This is a genomic window from Ruminococcus flavefaciens AE3010 (assembly GCF_000526795.1).
GTDB classification, from domain to species: Bacteria; Bacillota; Clostridia; order Oscillospirales; family Ruminococcaceae; genus Ruminococcus; species Ruminococcus flavefaciens_D.
In genome coordinates this window covers 3,144,632-3,160,005 of record NZ_JAGT01000001.1, presented here as the reverse complement: position 1 = coordinate 3,160,005, position 15,374 = coordinate 3,144,632, and the positions used below count along the sequence as shown (strand labels likewise).

General features: G+C 49.8%; 14 protein-coding genes. 8 read left to right on the top strand and 6 right to left on the bottom strand.

All coding sequences use genetic code 11. The features are described 5' to 3' along the window. Window positions 1-29: 29 nt before the first annotated feature. Both N774_RS19860 and N774_RS0113920 read right to left on the bottom strand, forming a co-directional pair. Window positions 30-443 (bottom strand): peptidoglycan-binding domain-containing protein, encoded by a 414-nt coding sequence (locus tag N774_RS19860; RefSeq protein WP_024861827.1) that lies wholly within the window; start codon window positions 441-443, stop codon window positions 30-32. 224 nt (window positions 444-667) lie between these two features. Next, window positions 668-2,584 (bottom strand): cellulase family glycosylhydrolase, encoded by a 1,917-nt coding sequence (locus tag N774_RS0113920; protein ID WP_024861826.1) that lies wholly within the window; start codon window positions 2,582-2,584, stop codon window positions 668-670. Window positions 2,585-2,903: 319 nt separating this feature from the next. On the opposite strand from N774_RS0113920, the gene N774_RS0113915 reads away from it, so the two are divergent. Continuing rightward, window positions 2,904-5,048, top strand: coding sequence for a leucine-rich repeat protein (locus N774_RS0113915; protein ID WP_024861825.1), 2,145 nt, complete (start codon window positions 2,904-2,906; stop codon window positions 5,046-5,048). A gap of 3 nt (window positions 5,049-5,051) precedes the next feature. Here N774_RS0113915 and N774_RS0113910 read toward each other — a convergent pair whose 3' ends face one another. Genes N774_RS0113910 through N774_RS0113900 form a run of 3 tightly spaced genes read right to left on the bottom strand, consistent with a single transcriptional unit; the run spans window position 5,052 to window position 6,456 of the window. Then, on the bottom strand, window positions 5,052-5,711 hold the full coding sequence (locus tag N774_RS0113910; protein ID WP_024861824.1) for a sigma-70 family RNA polymerase sigma factor: 660 nt from the start codon (window positions 5,709-5,711) through the stop codon (window positions 5,052-5,054). Continuing rightward, window positions 5,701-6,138 carry an anti-sigma F factor gene (gene spoIIAB / locus N774_RS0113905; RefSeq protein ID WP_024861823.1) on the bottom strand — a complete coding sequence of 146 codons (438 nt, stop codon included), beginning with the start codon at window positions 6,136-6,138 and terminating at the stop codon, window positions 5,701-5,703. Before spoIIAB ends, N774_RS0113910 begins: the two co-directional genes overlap by 11 nt. Window positions 6,139-6,150: 12 nt before the next feature. Continuing rightward, window positions 6,151-6,456 (bottom strand): STAS domain-containing protein, encoded by a 306-nt coding sequence (locus N774_RS0113900; protein WP_024861822.1) that lies wholly within the window; start codon window positions 6,454-6,456, stop codon window positions 6,151-6,153. Window positions 6,457-6,666: 210 nt separating this feature from the next. On the opposite strand from N774_RS0113900, the gene hpt reads away from it, so the two are divergent. From hpt to N774_RS0113880, 4 genes are read left to right on the top strand one after another with little or no spacing between them, the layout of a single operon-like run. Next, window positions 6,667-7,215: a hypoxanthine phosphoribosyltransferase gene (gene hpt, locus N774_RS0113895; RefSeq protein ID WP_024861821.1), complete on the top strand. Its 549-nt coding sequence runs from the start codon at window positions 6,667-6,669 to the stop codon at window positions 7,213-7,215. 10 nt (window positions 7,216-7,225) lie between these two features. Further along, window positions 7,226-8,587: an NCS2 family permease gene (locus tag N774_RS0113890; RefSeq protein WP_024861820.1), complete on the top strand. Its 1,362-nt coding sequence runs from the start codon at window positions 7,226-7,228 to the stop codon at window positions 8,585-8,587. 48 nt (window positions 8,588-8,635) lie between these two features. Next, complete coding sequence (locus N774_RS0113885; RefSeq protein WP_024861819.1) at window positions 8,636-9,412, top strand: EFR1 family ferrodoxin; 777 nt, start codon at window positions 8,636-8,638, stop codon at window positions 9,410-9,412. A 47-nt stretch (window positions 9,413-9,459) separates the two neighbouring features. Next, on the top strand, window positions 9,460-10,050 hold the full coding sequence (locus tag N774_RS0113880; RefSeq protein WP_024861818.1) for a flavin reductase family protein: 591 nt from the start codon (window positions 9,460-9,462) through the stop codon (window positions 10,048-10,050). On the opposite strand, the gene N774_RS0113875 is transcribed toward N774_RS0113880, so the two are convergent. Then, a complete protein-coding gene (locus N774_RS0113875) occupies window positions 10,042-10,383 on the bottom strand; it encodes a hypothetical protein (protein WP_024861817.1) in 342 nt (113 codons plus the stop codon). The genes N774_RS0113880 and N774_RS0113875 overlap by 9 nt on opposite strands. Window positions 10,384-10,696: 313 nt before the next feature. On the opposite strand from N774_RS0113875, the gene N774_RS0113865 reads away from it, so the two are divergent. The 3 genes from N774_RS0113865 (at window position 10,697) to N774_RS0113855 (ending at window position 15,261) form a co-directional block, all read left to right on the top strand. Then, a complete protein-coding gene (locus tag N774_RS0113865) occupies window positions 10,697-13,153 on the top strand; it encodes a transglycosylase domain-containing protein (RefSeq protein WP_024861816.1) in 2,457 nt (818 codons plus the stop codon). Window positions 13,154-13,167: 14 nt separating this feature from the next. Next, window positions 13,168-14,283: a THUMP domain-containing class I SAM-dependent RNA methyltransferase gene (locus N774_RS0113860; protein ID WP_242836635.1), complete on the top strand. Its 1,116-nt coding sequence runs from the start codon at window positions 13,168-13,170 to the stop codon at window positions 14,281-14,283. A gap of 321 nt (window positions 14,284-14,604) precedes the next feature. Next, window positions 14,605-15,261, top strand: a complete 657-nt coding sequence (locus tag N774_RS0113855) for a ComF family protein (protein ID WP_242836633.1) — start codon at window positions 14,605-14,607, stop codon at window positions 15,259-15,261. Window positions 15,262-15,374: the final 113 nt, after the last annotated feature.

Below are 15,374 nucleotides of genomic sequence, written 5' to 3'. Positions count from 1 at the left end.
AAGTGCTTTTAATTTGATCATACTCTTAATTATACGTATTTTAATGCTGTAATTGTTTCTACGCCGGCATATCCATCAACCTTCAGTCCATACCAAGCCTGGAACTGTCTGATTGCCTTTTCAGTATTCGGACCATAATAGCCGTCAACTGTGATTGCAGGGAAAGCATACTTCTGAACATAATAGCTCTGAGAAGCTCTTGCCTTCATATACTTATCCTGGATCCAAAGTACATCTTCATACCTTGTCCACTGGTCATTGTTTTTGCAATAATAAGATCTGCCATTATTTAAGTTATAAACATTAGGTGTCTTATATGCTGCTGATGCTGTGATAGAATTGCTGCTGAAGAATGTGCCCTTATCTGCAATTGATGATGCAAGAGGAAGTGCACACATTACTGCTGCTGATGCAACAACAAATGTTCTTTTAATAATATTCATTAGTAAAACCTCTTTTTTGATAATTGTTTGATTATTTTTAACTGATTATTTTTAACATATCTTGTAAAATTTAGTGCACCAATTTACAGTGTTATTATAACACAGCTGTTGCCGCTTGTCAAGTGTTTTTTTGAAATTGCATAAAAAAATGAGCATAAATCAACAAGAATGTACAAAAATCGGCACGGTAAAGACCGTGCCGATAATATCATCTGTTCAGCCTGTTATGAAACAGGACCCAGATCAGTCACCTTTCCGAGGAGGAAGAGCTGTATCTGTAAAGCGTCCTCTGTAGTAACACTGCCGTTTCTCTTTATAACGGAAGCATTCAGAAGTCCATTGCTTGTTATATGGTTCTTGTCAGTACCGCTGAGACCGTACTTATTCGGGTTCGCAAGGCTCTGCATTATAAGTACCACGTCCGACATATCAACGCTGCCGTCGTCGTTAGCGTCGCCCCATACTGTATTGTCCTTAGTACCGGGGACAAGTGGGTAAGTTGTTGTGACTGTAGTCGTTGTCTCCTGCTTCGGAGCTGTAGTTGTTGCAGTAGTTGTTGTAGTGGTATCCTTCTTCGGAGCAGTAGTGGTCGCAGTAGTAGTTGTAGTTGTAACGTCCTTTGTGGTCGTTGTAGTAGTTGTTACCTTTGTAGTTGTAGCTGTTGTAGTTCTTGGTGTAGGATTGGTATTACCCGAATAGTAATCGCTGAGTGAGATACCGTTGCCTGCCTGTCCCAGCGGGATAGAGTGGTCGAGACCGATGAACTTGCCGCCGTCTGTCTGCCAGAGTGAAGGCTTTACGAATTCGTACTTCTCCTCGTCCCACTTGCCGAAGTCGTCGTATACAAGTCCGCCTGTATCGCCCGAGTTCTCATTGAAGCACCAGAAGGTATGGTTGATGTGCTTGTCGATCATATAGTCGCGGAGCTCCTGCATCCAGTGCTTGTTCTCGCCTGTAGGATCGTGCTCCTTGTCGATGAAGCCGCCCCACTCGCCAATGAGAAGCGGATACTTCTGCTCCTCAACCAGATAAGCCCATGTATCGTACCAGTAATCATCAAGGAGAGACTGGCGGTCAAAGGTCTTGGAGTCGTCGTCCATATAGAACCAGCTCTGCTTCCATACCAGCGGACCGTAATCGTGAGGTGAGTAAACTATCTGCTTGTTGTACTCGCCGATATCAACGGGGTGATCCTTTACGCCGCGGAGGTTTCCGCCCCACCATGCGCCGAATATCAGTGAAGGCTCGTCGTAATGAGCGTAGTCAACAGCAGGAGTGTTCCAGTCTGCGCCCTTTTCAAAGTCAGGGTAGCACTCTGTACCCTCGATCATGATAAGCAGATTGGGGTTGTGCTTGAGACAAGCCATTGCGCCCTTTTCTGCTGCATACTTCCAGTTGTTAGCGTCCTTGGAGTCGTCCCACTTTGCAAATGTACCCTCCTCGGGCTTGCCGTGGGGCTCGTTCTTCAGGTCGATAGCGATGATGGTATCATCGTCCTTGTAATACTCGGTGAACCATTCAAGAGCCTCCAGCCAGTCGTCCTCCGAGAAGTTGTCATCGTACCAGAGCGGCTTCTGATGGCCCATTGAAGCTGAGGTAGCGCTGTGAATGTCGATCATGATCTTCATACCGTTTTCCTTGCACCACTCAACAGCCTTGTTCCAGATGTCGAAGCTGTACATAAGAGTGTACTGACCTTCGCCGCTTACGCCGCCCTCAAGAGTCAGCTCTGGGTTCTCGTAAGCGTTGACCATCATGTTGACCTCGCCAACGCCATTGCCCTTATCCGAGCCCTTATTCTTCCACTGGAGAATGATCTGTGTGGACATAGGCACACGGAGAAGATTGAAGCCGTGGTCTGCGATCTGGTTGAGCATGCTGTGCATATTCTTGGACCATACGCCGTCGAATACCTGACGTCCTGCATTGTAGCCGAACCAGTTTACGCCTGTGAGCCATACCTCTTTGCCGTCCTTGTCAACGATCTGTGCTTTATCGTTAACGTGGAGCCAGTCATCGTGGCAGTCGTCGGCAGCAGCCACCGCAGTGCTTTTTTCGGGCAGCGGCTCTGAAGCAGGCACGAGCACTACTGCCGCAGCTGAAACAGCGGCGAGCAGCTTTTTGAAAAATGATGTTGCCATAGTGTTTTTCCCTCTCTTTTCTCAAAAATATTGGTAAGTCCATTATAATCCTTTTTTTCGGAAATGTCAACGATATTTGCCTGTTTCCGCATTTTTTGATCTTTAAAATATCATTTCACGATAGAGGGAAAAAGTAAAAACCAAAAGCAGACTTCGCCCCATGTCCAAAAGCTGATATTTCCGAATATGCACAATCTTAAAGTTGATATTTCACAGTTTTTGTTGATTCACCTTGCATTTTTTGTTATCTTATGCTATAATTTTATCCAAGGGGCTGTTTTAGTTACAGATAAAGCAGTAAACAAAAGGAGGACTTTCTATGAAAACAAAAAAAATCATCTCAGCACTTTCAGCAGCAGCTGTTCTGGTATCGGCTATGCCCGCTGCAGCTCATGTCACGGCAGACAGCGTTGATCCCTCTGCCTTTGATTCATGGCAGGCAGCCTACAAGCATCTGCTCGAAGACGGCTTTGCCGTTAATCCCGACTTTGATTTCGGCAGCAAGGAGGGGCTTGAATCAAAATTTGAGCTCTACGACGTGGACAAGGACGGCACTCCCGAGCTTTTCATGTCAAAGGGCGGTATCCGCCCCGACACCTGTCTGGTGTACAGCTTCTTCAACAATAAGCTCTCAGACCCGCTGGAGGTGGGCACCTACGGCAATGCCTTCTGCGATCCAAACGCACACTATGTAGTTCACTATGATACCCACATGGGCGACCTGAGTCTTGCATACTACAAGCTGGATAAGGGCGTATTCACACTGGAAAGGTCATTCTTCTCCAACTTTCTAAATGAAGATGCCACACCACACTTCTATAAAATGGACGGAAAAGAGGTCTCGGAGACGGAATTCACCTCAGAAAAGGAAAAATACGACCACTTTGAGCTCCTCGCTCACGGCAGAGCCAACGGCATATCCAATGTCAATGACATAACCGAGGCCATAAACAGATATATCACCCCTGTCTACGGAACATGGCAGGAGGCTTACAGTGCGCAGCTGCGCTCCCTTGAAAGCACAGGCAAATACAGCTTCAACCTCAAGGAAGACGGTTCAAGATATGAGCTTTACGACGTTGACGGCAACGGTGTCCCCGAGCTGTTCGTATCCCAGAGCGACGCCCGTCCCTACGGCTGTAAGATATTCACATACAACGGCTCCTGCAATGAGATACTTGAAACAGGCGCTTACGGTTATGTGGATATAGCTGAGGGAGCTCCCTATATCGTTTACTACGACACCCATATGGGCTATACCTATGAAAAGTACTACCGCTTTGACGGAACCGGCGCCACCCTTGAAAACACCTTTGAAGACAACTCTGCCAACTCCGATATCGAGGAGGTCTACTACAAGGTCAACGATATTGAAGTCTCAAAGGAGACCTATGAGCTTGCCCATGAGCAGTACAGCGGCTTCAAGCTGAAGATACTCGGCAGAAAAACCGCTGTCAACGGGCTTACCTATTCGGATATGGGAGCTGTTTACAGATACGCCATGGATCACTATACACTGACAGGCGTTGAGAAGGATACCAAAACTCTGCATATCCCCGACGAGATAAACGATCTTCCCGTGACCACCATAGGCGTGGAAGCTCTCAGGGACTGCGGCCTTGAAGAGATCACATTCGGCAAGAATATCACAACAGTTGCTGCCGACGCATTCAGAGGAGCAAAAAGCCTTAAAACCGTGGACATCGGTCCAAGTCTGCAAACCATAGGCAGCAAGGCGTTCATAAACTGCCCGTCTCTAACCTCCTTTATCTCCCCCAATAACACTGCATCATTATTCTGCAATGACGGCATAATCTACAGTGATTTCATGGGAACTCTCGTTAAGTACCCCACAGGCAAGACTGACAAGAAGGTCGTTATCAGCAAGAATGTTGACACCGTATTGGCACAAGCCTTTGCATACAACGAAAACATCGAGGAGATAGTATTCCCCGAAAATGTTGACTGCATCTACAACGGCGCGGCAGCACTCTGTCCCAGCCTAAAGTCCGTTACTATCCTTGATCCCGAAGCCATTATCGACAATCCTGCTTATTTCGGCTCGTCATACACCATCTCCAACAGCTTTGACGGCACGACTCAGGAATACGTCTACAGCGGAGTCATCAAGGGCTACAAGGGCTCAACTGCCGAGGCGTATGCCGCAAAGTACCATCTGCAATTCGAGGCTCTCAGCGACGAACCGGGTCTGCCCACGGGAGATGTTGACAACAACGGCGCAGTAAACGCAGTCGATGCATCAATGATACTCGCCGAGTACGCTCTTGTATCCACCAACAAGGCTCCGCAGTTCAATGCAGCTCAGACCAAGGCTGGCGACATTGACAAGAACGGCGCGGTAAACGCTGTTGACGCATCAATGGTGCTCACCTACTATGCTTATAAAGCTACAAATCCCGACAGCGACCTCTCTCTGGACGAAATGCTGAGAATGGCGCTGTAATTACTATCTCAGAAGCTCCTCCCTCATATAGGTGAGGAGCTTTTTTTCGCGCCGTGAAACCTGTACCTGCGTCATTCCAAGAGCTCTTGCGGTCTTTGACTGGGTGAGCCCCTTGAAATAGCGGAGCTCCAGCAGCGCTCGGTCGTTGGAGTCAAGCTGCGCCATTATCTGCCGCAGGGCGAGAAGGTCTGTTATGCTCTCGTCGGGAGACTCCGTGGGGATATCTGTCTGTCCCTCGTCATCATCTCCCGAGGTAAGCGACAGCAGGGGCTGACTTACGCAAAGTGCCTCGGAAACGTCGGCTTCGCTCTCTCCCGAGAGCAGGGACAGCTCAGCAATAGTAGGCTCTCTCATCTCACGCTGTCGGAAGTCCTCGCACAGCCTTTGCAGACGCATGGACAGCTCTTTCAGGCTGCGGCTCACTCTTATAGCTCCCCCGTCGCGGAAAAGCCGCTTAATCTCACCAAGTATGACAGGCACGGCGTAAGTGGAAAACTTCACTCCCCTGCCGCTGTCAAAGGCTTTCACGGCTTTGAGGAGCCCGATACAGCCTGCGGAGTAAAGGTCGTCGTACTCGATGCCCCGCCCGCGGAAACGGTTGGCGCAGAGATGCACCAGTCCCAGATTATCCTCTGCGGCAGGCTTCTTTACCTCAGTTTCCATGAGCAGAGAGCCTCTTTCTCATGGTAACGGTAGTGCCCTTGTCGGGAGCGCTTTTCACCTTCAGCTTGTCCATAAAGGACTGCATAACGGAAAAGCCCAGACCCGAGCGCTCCTCCTCGGGAGCCGTAGTGAACAACGGCTCCATAGCCTGCTCCACGTCGGCAATTCCGCAGCCCTTGTCCTTGACACGTATGTATATGACCCTGTCGGGCAGCAGTCTCACCGTCAGCTCGATATTGCCCTTTTTGTGCCTGTAGCCGTGTACCACGGCATTGGTGACAGCCTCGGATACCGCCGTGCGTATGTCGGACAGCTCCTCCACGGTGGGGTCAGCCTGTATGAGAAATGAGGACACCACCGCTCTTGCCGCCCCCTCGTTCACCGACAGGGACGGCATTGTGAATTTTATCTCGTTGAGTATTTCCATTTTTCTTCTCCTTTATCTTATTTTGACGATGCGCTCCATACCTGCCAGCCGCAGTACACGCCTGATATAGGGCTGTGGGTTCAGCACCTCCAGCCTGCCGCCGCACTCCTTCATAAGCTTGCTCCTGCCCATTATGAGCCCGATGCCCGAGCTGTCCATAAAGGTTATGCCGCCGAGGTCTATTGCCAGCTCGCGGGGCTGCACCGTAACTATAAAGCGGTCTATCTCTGCGCGGAGCTCTTTGGCGTTATGGTGGTCAATTTCACCGCTGAGCCTTGCAACAGCCGCTCCGTTGTCGTTTTTTATGTCTATTTTCATTGCTTTGCCTCCTTTTTGCTGCCACTGACAGCCTTTTCATGGAATATTATACCACTGACATGAGTAATATATTGTCGAAACAGCCCGTTTGCTTAAAATTTCCATTGCGCTTTTCAATTCTAAATTCAAAAAAATATTGAAAAGTTCATATATTAATGATATAATTAATTATATACAGAACATTTCGCAGCAGCATAGGAGGAGTTTATTATGAATTTTGACAGCACAGAACAGTGGAAAAGCAAAATAAAGCGCGTTATCATCTCAGAGGAGCAGATACGCGAAGAAATAAAAAAAGCGGGAGCCATGATAAACTCCATATACGACGGCTCTCCCATACTGCTGGTCAGCATACTCAAAGGCTCCTTTGTGTTCATGGCTGATATATGCCGTGAAGTGACGGTCCCATGTGAGATAGCATTCATGGCGGCAAAGAGCTACTTCGAGGGTACGGTGTCCACAGGTCACGTTGAGATAACCATGGACCTCAAGCACGACATCAGCAAGTATCACATAGTCATAATCGAGGACATCATCGACACTGGACGCACACTCAATGAGATAATCAAGATACTCAACGTCCGCAATCCCCTGTCCCTGAGAGTGATAACCCTCCTCGACAAGCCCGACCGCCGCGTGGTAGACCTTAAAGCGGACTACTCACTGTTCACCATACCCGACTACTTCGTTATCGGCTATGGCCTGGACTACGGCGAGTTCTACCGCAATCTGCCTTACATAGCGGAATTTGAAGAGTGAGGCGGGGCAGATGCTTGAAAAGCTGTTCAAACTTAAAGAGCGCGGCACCAACACCAAGACTGAGATAGCCGCAGGTATAACCACATTTATGACAATGGCGTATATCCTCGCCGTAAACCCCAACGTCCTGTCAAAGACAGGCATGGACCCCACAGCGGTGCTCCTTGCCACATGTATCGCTTCGTTCATAGGAACTGTGTGCATGGCTTTCATGGCAAATCTGCCCTTTGCTCTTTCGGCAGGCATGGGACTCAACGCCTACATGGCGTACACGGTCTGCGGTAATCTGGGCTATCCGTGGCAGGTGGCTCTCCTTGCGGTGTTCATCGAGGGTATCATATTTATCGTCCTGTCTCTCACCAAAGTCAGAGAAGCCATATTCGACGCCATACCCCTTTCGCTGAAACGGGCGGTATCCGTGGGTATCGGTCTGTTCATCGCATTCATCGGACTCCAGAACTCAGGTCTTGCAGTTGACTCCGCAACTCTTGTACAGCTGAGGGACTTCCGCGAGGATTTCCATACCGCAGGCATATGCGCACTCCTTGCACTTATAGGACTGCTCATCATGTCCGTGCTTTACATCAAAAGAGTAAAGGGCGCTATCCTCATAGGCATAATAGCCACATGGATACTGGGCATCATCTGCGAGGTCACGGGAATATATACTCCCGCCCCTGAGCTTGAAGCATTCTCACTTATCCCCTCATTCACCATGACCGACTTCACAAAGCTGGGCGACACATTCGGACAGTGCTTCAGCGTGGACTTCGACGCTGTGGGAATATTCAACTTCATCGTTGTTATATTCTCATTCCTCTTCGTTGACCTCTTCGACACACTTGGCACTCTCATAGGCGTCAGCACAAAGGCAGGGCTCCTCGACAAAGAGGGCAAACTTCCTGCAATACGTCCCGCCCTCATGGCAGATGCCGTGGCTACTACCGCAGGCGCTGTGCTCGGTACATCTACCACCACCACCTTTGTTGAGTCCTCCGCAGGCGTTGCAGCAGGCGGAAGAACAGGTCTCACAGCCCTGACTACGGCTGTACTGTTCCTGCTGTCAATGTTCCTTGCACCTATATTCATTGCTATACCCGCATTTGCAACAGCCCCAGCCCTTATTCTGGTAGGCTTCCTCATGTTCTGCACGGTATCGGAGATAAAAGTTGACGAGAAAAACTACGCCTCGGCTATCCCCGCTTACCTCTGCGTCATAGCAATGCCGCTGTTCTACAGCATATCCGAGGGTATCGCCATCGGCGTTATCTCCTACGTGGTGATAAATCTCATCTGCGGCAAGCGCAGGGAGATAAATCCTATCATGTATGTACTCGCAGTACTCTTTGTACTCAAATATATTTTCCTGTGATCCTCGGCGCCATGCGCCATAAGCAAATACTATCTTAGGGGGAGTTTTATGATCCTTTACTATTCAGCTACGGGCAACACAAAGTTCATTGCCACGGAGCTTGCAAAAAAACTTGACGACCAGTGTATAGACCTTCTTGGCAGGATAAGAAAAAACGACTATTCGGAGCTCCACTCCGACAAGCCGTTCATCGTCTGTGCACCTGTTTATATGAGCGAAATGCCGCGGTTCGTATACGACTATCTGAAAAACACAAGCTTCACAGGCAGCAGAGCTGTATACTTCATCGCCGACAACGCAGGCTATGCAGGCATAACCGCATGGCAGGCAAAAAAGCTTTTCAAGAAAAAGGATATGGAGTTCATGGGCTGCGCAGAGCCTGTAATGCCCAATAACTACTATATCAGCCATTACAAGGGACAGACAGACGACGAGATAAAGGATCGTCTGTTCAAAGCCTTTGACAAGATCGACGAGATATCCAACAGCATACAGAACTGCGAAAAGCTCAAGACAAGACATGTACTCCTTGTCGAGAAGCTCATAACACTTCCTATCAACTCCTACTTCTGCAAGCACAAGATAAACGCCAAGGACTTTTCCGTTCTTGACAAGTGCATAGGCTGCGGAAAATGTGAGGAGGTCTGTCCCCTCAGCAACATCACTCTCAGAGAGGATAAGCCCTCATGGGGAGACAGCTGCTCACACTGCATGGCGTGCATAGGCAACTGCCCCACCAACGCCATAGAGTACGGCACAGTCACCCGTGAAAAGGGCAAGTACAACTTCGAGGAATACAGGCATTTCCTCAATGAGATAAGATAAAGCTTCGGGGCTGCACAGCAGCCCCATTCCCATGAAAAGGAGAAAATATGGCAAAACAATTCTGGAAGGGCAGCACTCTGCTGGCTCCCGTACCTGCCGCCCTTGTCACATGCGGCACCATTGAGCAGCCCAACGTGCTCACTATCGGCTGGACAGGCATAGTCTGCACCCGTCCGCCCATGACATACATATCCGTTCGCCCCGAGCGCTACTCCCACGACATCATCAAGGCATCGGGAGAGTTCGTCATAAACCTTACCACCTCGGCTATGTGCCGCGAGACTGACTTCTGCGGCGTAAAAAGCGGAAAGAACACGGACAAGTTCAGCGCCTGCGGCTTCCATACAGTGCCCGCGCAAAAGGTAGCTCCGCCCCTTATCGAGGAGTGTCCCCTGAGCCTTGAGTGTAGGGTAGTGGACGAAAAGCTTCTCGGCTCCCACACCATGTTCCTTGCGGAGATAGTCGGCATAGACGCCGACGAGAAGTACATCGACAGCAAGGGCAAGCTGAATCTCCAGCAGTGCGGGCTCATGGCTTTCGCCCACGGAGAGTACTTCACCCTCGGCAGAAAGCTGGGCGATTTCGGCTTCTCTGTCCGAAAAAAGAAAAAGCACAGACCCAAGCAGGGCTCACGATGAGATATCCTCGATATACTGCCGAAGAGTGCTCTCAGAAGTAAAATATATCCCCTCCGCAAGCTGCGCCCTGTCGCAGTCCGACAGCAGAGCCGTGTCGATGTCTATGAGCAGATAGGGCTTATCCTCGCCGCTGCGGAAAACCACTGCACGTCCGCCGCTTTCCCTTACCGTGAAAAGCGGCGTTTCTTCATGCTCTGTGGCAGCTGCCGCAAGCCGCGTCTCCAGCTTTTTCCTGCGGACAGCCTGACCCAGCGTACAGACCGTAAGAAAGCCCGATACAGTCACCGCCGCTATGAGGGTAAAATAGATTTTTTTTGCGTTTTTCAGCGTCATTTTATCACTCCCTTGCCGAAATATCCGTAAATATTATCGCCCGATTTTTCTATATTATACAAATCGCCGATTTTTTCGGAAAAGTCTTAACATTTCACGCTCAAAGTGATATAATATATGATGTATATTTATACGTAAAAATATATTTGAAAGGAGCTTACCGCTAAAAAAGCGGTCCATTCTGACAAAATGAACGATAAAAAAAGAAAGGCTTCCGCACAGCTCGTCCCTGCCGACGACGAACTGCGCAGAAATCCGCCCAAGAAGAAAAAGAAAAAAACACAGTAAAGGCTTTATCATCTTCAAAAAGATAATGACCGTCATCGCTACCACACTTCTTTCGCTGCTTCTGGTCATAATCATCACGGGTACTATCGTAAGTACCGCGCTGACCGTTTACGTCCTCAACTTCATGGACGACGCCACCAGCGTGACCCTTCAGCAGCTTGAATCGGGAAGCGATACCTACTTCTACCACGAGATAATGAACGATGAAGGCGAGTCTGAGCTCAAAGTCATGCACCGTGTACAGAACGACTTCCAGCGTATCCCTGTCAGCATAGACAAGATACCTCAGCATGTCCGCAACTGCTTCGTTTATACCGAGGACGAGCGTTTCTACGTACACGACGGTGTTGACTACAAGCGTACATTCTCCGCTTTCCTCAACATGTTCCTGCACTTCTATGATACCAAGCAGGGTGGTTCCACTATCACTCAGCAGCTTATCAAGAACCTGTCAGGCGACGACAGACAAACTCCCCAGCGTAAGATACGTGAGATCTTCGCAGCTATGCAGCTGGAAAAGAGCTACTCCAAGGACGAGATACTGGAGGAGTACCTGAACTATATCGCTTTCGGCGGCGCTTATAACGGTATCCAGCTCGCTTCCCTCAAATACTTCGGCAAGGACGTGGACAAGCTCACTGTCCCCGAGGCAGCTGTACTTGCAGCTATCCCCAAGAGCCCTGAGGATTACGGTCCCTTTGCTTACTACCATCAGGACGACGACCTCACCAAGCCCCTTGTCAGTGACGGACGCGCAAACAACAAGCCCCGTCAGGAATACGTTCTCTATAAGCTTTACGAGAACGGTGCTATAACCTACGATGAGTATCAGGAGTACATCAAGACTCCCCTTATATACACAGACGATCCCGAGTACCTTGCAGCTCACCCCGAGCTCACTGCCGAGGAAGAGATCGAAAAGCAGAAGCAGAACACATGGATACTTGACGCAGCTTACTTCGAGGCTATGCGCATAATCCAGGAGAAGTACAACCTTGTTGACGAGTGGGACGCTCTCGAAAAGATCAACAAGGGCGGCTTCAAGATCTATACTACCTACGATGAAAAGATGCAGGAGTACGTTGAAAACAGGCTCCTTGACATCAATAATATGGTCGGCGAATCCTATGTCAAAAAATGGGCTGATATAGACGGCGACGGACAGGCTGAGGAATACCTCCCACATATCGCATTCGTGGCTATGAACTACGACGGCGAGATACTCTGCGCCGTAGGCGATATCGGACCAAAGGTAGGTTCACTTGGTACAAACTATGCTGTCCGCGACAAGAGACAGATCGGTTCTACTGTAAAGCCTATCACAGCATACGGCTACGGTATCGAGTCAGGTCAGGTACACTGGGGCTCCACCATATACGATTCAAAGCTTCCCACAACTGAGATCACAGGTGATAACGGACAGCCATGGCCTAACAACTACGAGGGCTCAGGCGGTAACGGTCAGCCTCTCAAGCTGTACTATGCACTCCAGCAGTCATACAATACTGCCCCCGCACAGCTCATTTATAAATTCGGTCTGGAAGAAGTATTCAAGTTCTCCACTGAAAAGCTGGGAGTAGACTTCCGTGCATACGATAAGAACTACTCTCCTATGACACTGGGAGCTCTTGACGTTGGTATCACCCTTGAAAATCTTGTAAACGCATATATCCCATACGGCAATCAGGGCATCTACAACGAGGCTCACATCATCACAAGGATAGAGGACAGCAGCCAGCAGATAATCTATGAGAACAACGGCAACCCGAGACAAGCTGTATCAGACGAGACTGCATGGGTAATGAACAGACTTCTCAAAAACGTTATCGACAACGGTACAGGTACTGCCGCCAAGCTTTACAATAAGGAAGTATGCGGTAAGACAGGTACTACTCAGGACTGGCACGACGAAGTATTCGTCGGACTTACTCCCGATTTTGTCAGCGGTATGACCATGGGTTATAAGTACAATAACGATAACCTCTACCTTAAAGGAATCGTATCCGCTCAGATATGGAAAAATATCATCGGTGACTACATTACTACAGAGTATGCCGATACGTCTCCTTACTTTGAGAAGGTAAGCTCCGTTATCGAAGCTCCTATGTGTTCATCTACAGGCGGCATCGCAGGACCTAACTGCGGCAGAGGCGTAACAGGCTACTGGAAGTCGGAGACTACAGAAGACTACTCACCTCCGTACTGTAACGGTGCTCACGGCGGTTCATCTTCATCTACACAGACAACAACACAGGCTTCCGATAACTCGGGCGCAGCTGGCGGCGGTGCAGCAGCAGGCGGCGGTAATGTAAGCGGCGGCGGTACAGCAGGCGGCGGCGACGTAAGCGGCGGCGGTGCAGCAGGCGGCGGCGATGTAAGCGGCGGCGGTGCAGCAGGCGGCGGTGACGTAAGCGGCGGCGGTGATGCAGGCGCAGGCGGCGGCGACGCAGGTATAGCTGCAGGCGGAGCCCTCGAATACTAATATCAGGTGATAATTTGAGCAGTAATATAAGATTATGCTGTCCATGCCACTTTGGTCTGGAAAGCGTACTGAAATACGAAATACAAAAAATAGGCGGCACTGACCTTAAAGTCAGCGACGGTAAGATAAGCTTCACGGGCGACGAGAATATTCTCGCCCGTGCTAATCTTTGCCTGTCCACAGCCGAGAGAGTACTTATCGAGCTCATCGAGTTCAGGGCTACTACCTTTGAGGAGCTCTTTCAGGGCGTAAGAGCCGTGGAGCTGGAACGCTATATAGCTCCCACAGACGCATTCCCCGTCAAGGGCTCGTCGCTCAACTCGGCACTCCACAGCGTTCCCGACTGTCAGTCCATAATCAAAAAGGCTGCGGTGGAACGCCTTAAATCCAAGTACAACATAAACTGGTTCGACGAGACAGGTCCCACAGTACAGATAAAGTTCAATATCCTCAAGGACGTTGTTTCCCTTTACCTTGACACCAGCGGCGTTGGGCTCCACAAGCGCGGCTACAGGCGCAATTCCAATGCAGCTCCTATCAAGGAGACCCTTGCGGCAGGAATAGTCGATCTCGCAAGAGTTCGTCCCGATACAGTTGTATGCGACCCATTCTGCGGAAGCGGTACTCTCCTTATCGAAGCTGCTCTGAAAGCGCTGAAAATAGCTCCGGGTATCAACAGGCGCTTTGCCGCCGAGAAATGGAGCTCATTTGACTCCCGTATCTGGCAGGAGGAGCGCAAAAGAGCTATCGACAGCGTTGACCGCAGCGCTGAGTTTCACGGCATAGGCGCTGATATCGACGACGCAGCCGTTGCACTGACGCTGGATAATGCTCACAAGGCAGGGATAAAGTCCAGACTCACTATTGAACAGGCGGATATAACCAAGTTCGTCCAGCCCGAAAATTCTATCGTTATCTGCAATCCTCCCTACGGCGAGAGACTTCTTGAGCTGAGAGAGGCTGAGGACATCTACCGCAAAATGGGCAGAGTTCTCGGAAAGGGCGGCAGCAGACAGAGCTACATCATCTCCCCCCATGAGGAGTTTGAGAAGTTCTTCGGTGCAGAAGCCCACAAACGCAGAAAGCTCTACAACGGCATGATAAAATGCCAGCTGTATATGTATTTCTGATAAGTTAAGCAGCAATAAACCAACAAAGGGATTCCAAAGGGTTCACAACCCTTTGGTCAGGTCAAGGGTTACTCCCCACAGGGTGGGGAGATGTCGCAATGCGACAGAGGGGACGGACCCGATTAGGGGGACAGCCCTTGCAGGGTTCGGGGCAGCGCCCCGAATTCGTCAGGCGCTCCGCAAGGGTGAATTTCAAAAACAGTCCGGTGGACTGTTTTTGAAAGAGGGACGCCCTGCAAGGGAGGGCGTCCCTGATAAAACATAAAACAAAAGCTCCGTTTATGCGGAGCTTTAAATTTAGGTGATAATATGAGATATACTTTGAAAAGGCGGATCCTGCACCTTTTCTTTCCTACACGATGTCCCGTCTGCGGCGAACTCATAGGCGCTATGGAGCGCTTCTGCGCGGAATGTACAGCCAAGCTCGGCGTTTACAGCGGCAGCTTCAAAATAGACGGCGCAGACAGCTTCACGGCTGCTTTCAACTACAACGAGAACGTCAAGCCTGCCGTATTCCTGCTGAAAAACGGAACGGACGGCAATGCCTCCTATGCACTGGGCGGAGCTCTTGCAGACAGGCTCAAAGCCGACGGTATCACCTCAAAGGTCGATGTGATAATACCTGCTCCCATGCATAAAAAGGATATACTCAGGCGCGGCTTCAATCAGTCAGTGCTTATCGCCAGTGAAGTCGGCAGGGTCCTCGGACTGCCTGTTGATACAAAGTCCGTGGTGAAGTCCCGTCACACTCACTCCCAAAAGGAGCTGAGCCGCGTGAGCAGAGCCGTCAACCTGAAAAGCGCCTTTACAGCTTCACCCGAAATCAAGGGGAAGAATGTGCTGCTCATTGACGATATCTGCACAACAGGCAGCACTCTCCGCGAGATAACCGCGGCACTGAAACAGGCAGGAGCAGCTTCTGTACACTGTGCATGCTGCTGCAAAACTCTGTCACGCAAATACGAATCAGAAATATGAAATACCCCTATAAAGGGAAATGCGCCGCAGTATTTGGGATACTGTGGCGCTTTTTGAGAAAAGGATCAGAATGATCCGGAAGCCGGCTTATAGCAATACTTTCTTTGCCGTAA

Excerpts from the sequence above, each read along its gene's own strand:
- N774_RS19860 (WP_024861827.1), bottom strand. The coding sequence starts at position 443 with ATGAATATTATTAAAAGAACATTTGTTGTTGCATCAGCAGCAGTAATG.
- N774_RS0113920 (WP_024861826.1), bottom strand. The coding sequence starts at position 2,584 with ATGGCAACATCATTTTTCAAAAAGCTGCTCGCCGCTGTTTCAGCTGCG.
- N774_RS0113915 (WP_024861825.1), top strand. The coding sequence starts at position 2,904 with ATGAAAACAAAAAAAATCATCTCAGCACTTTCAGCAGCAGCTGTTCTG.
- N774_RS0113910 (WP_024861824.1), bottom strand. The coding sequence starts at position 5,711 with ATGGAAACTGAGGTAAAGAAGCCTGCCGCAGAGGATAATCTGGGACTG.
- spoIIAB (WP_024861823.1), bottom strand. The coding sequence starts at position 6,138 with ATGGAAATACTCAACGAGATAAAATTCACAATGCCGTCCCTGTCGGTG.
- N774_RS0113900 (WP_024861822.1), bottom strand. The coding sequence starts at position 6,456 with ATGAAAATAGACATAAAAAACGACAACGGAGCGGCTGTTGCAAGGCTC.
- hpt (WP_024861821.1), top strand. The coding sequence starts at position 6,667 with ATGAATTTTGACAGCACAGAACAGTGGAAAAGCAAAATAAAGCGCGTT.
- N774_RS0113890 (WP_024861820.1), top strand. The coding sequence starts at position 7,226 with ATGCTTGAAAAGCTGTTCAAACTTAAAGAGCGCGGCACCAACACCAAG.
- N774_RS0113885 (WP_024861819.1), top strand. The coding sequence starts at position 8,636 with ATGATCCTTTACTATTCAGCTACGGGCAACACAAAGTTCATTGCCACG.
- N774_RS0113880 (WP_024861818.1), top strand. The coding sequence starts at position 9,460 with ATGGCAAAACAATTCTGGAAGGGCAGCACTCTGCTGGCTCCCGTACCT.
- N774_RS0113875 (WP_024861817.1), bottom strand. The coding sequence starts at position 10,383 with ATGACGCTGAAAAACGCAAAAAAAATCTATTTTACCCTCATAGCGGCG.
- N774_RS0113865 (WP_024861816.1), top strand. The coding sequence starts at position 10,697 with ATGACCGTCATCGCTACCACACTTCTTTCGCTGCTTCTGGTCATAATC.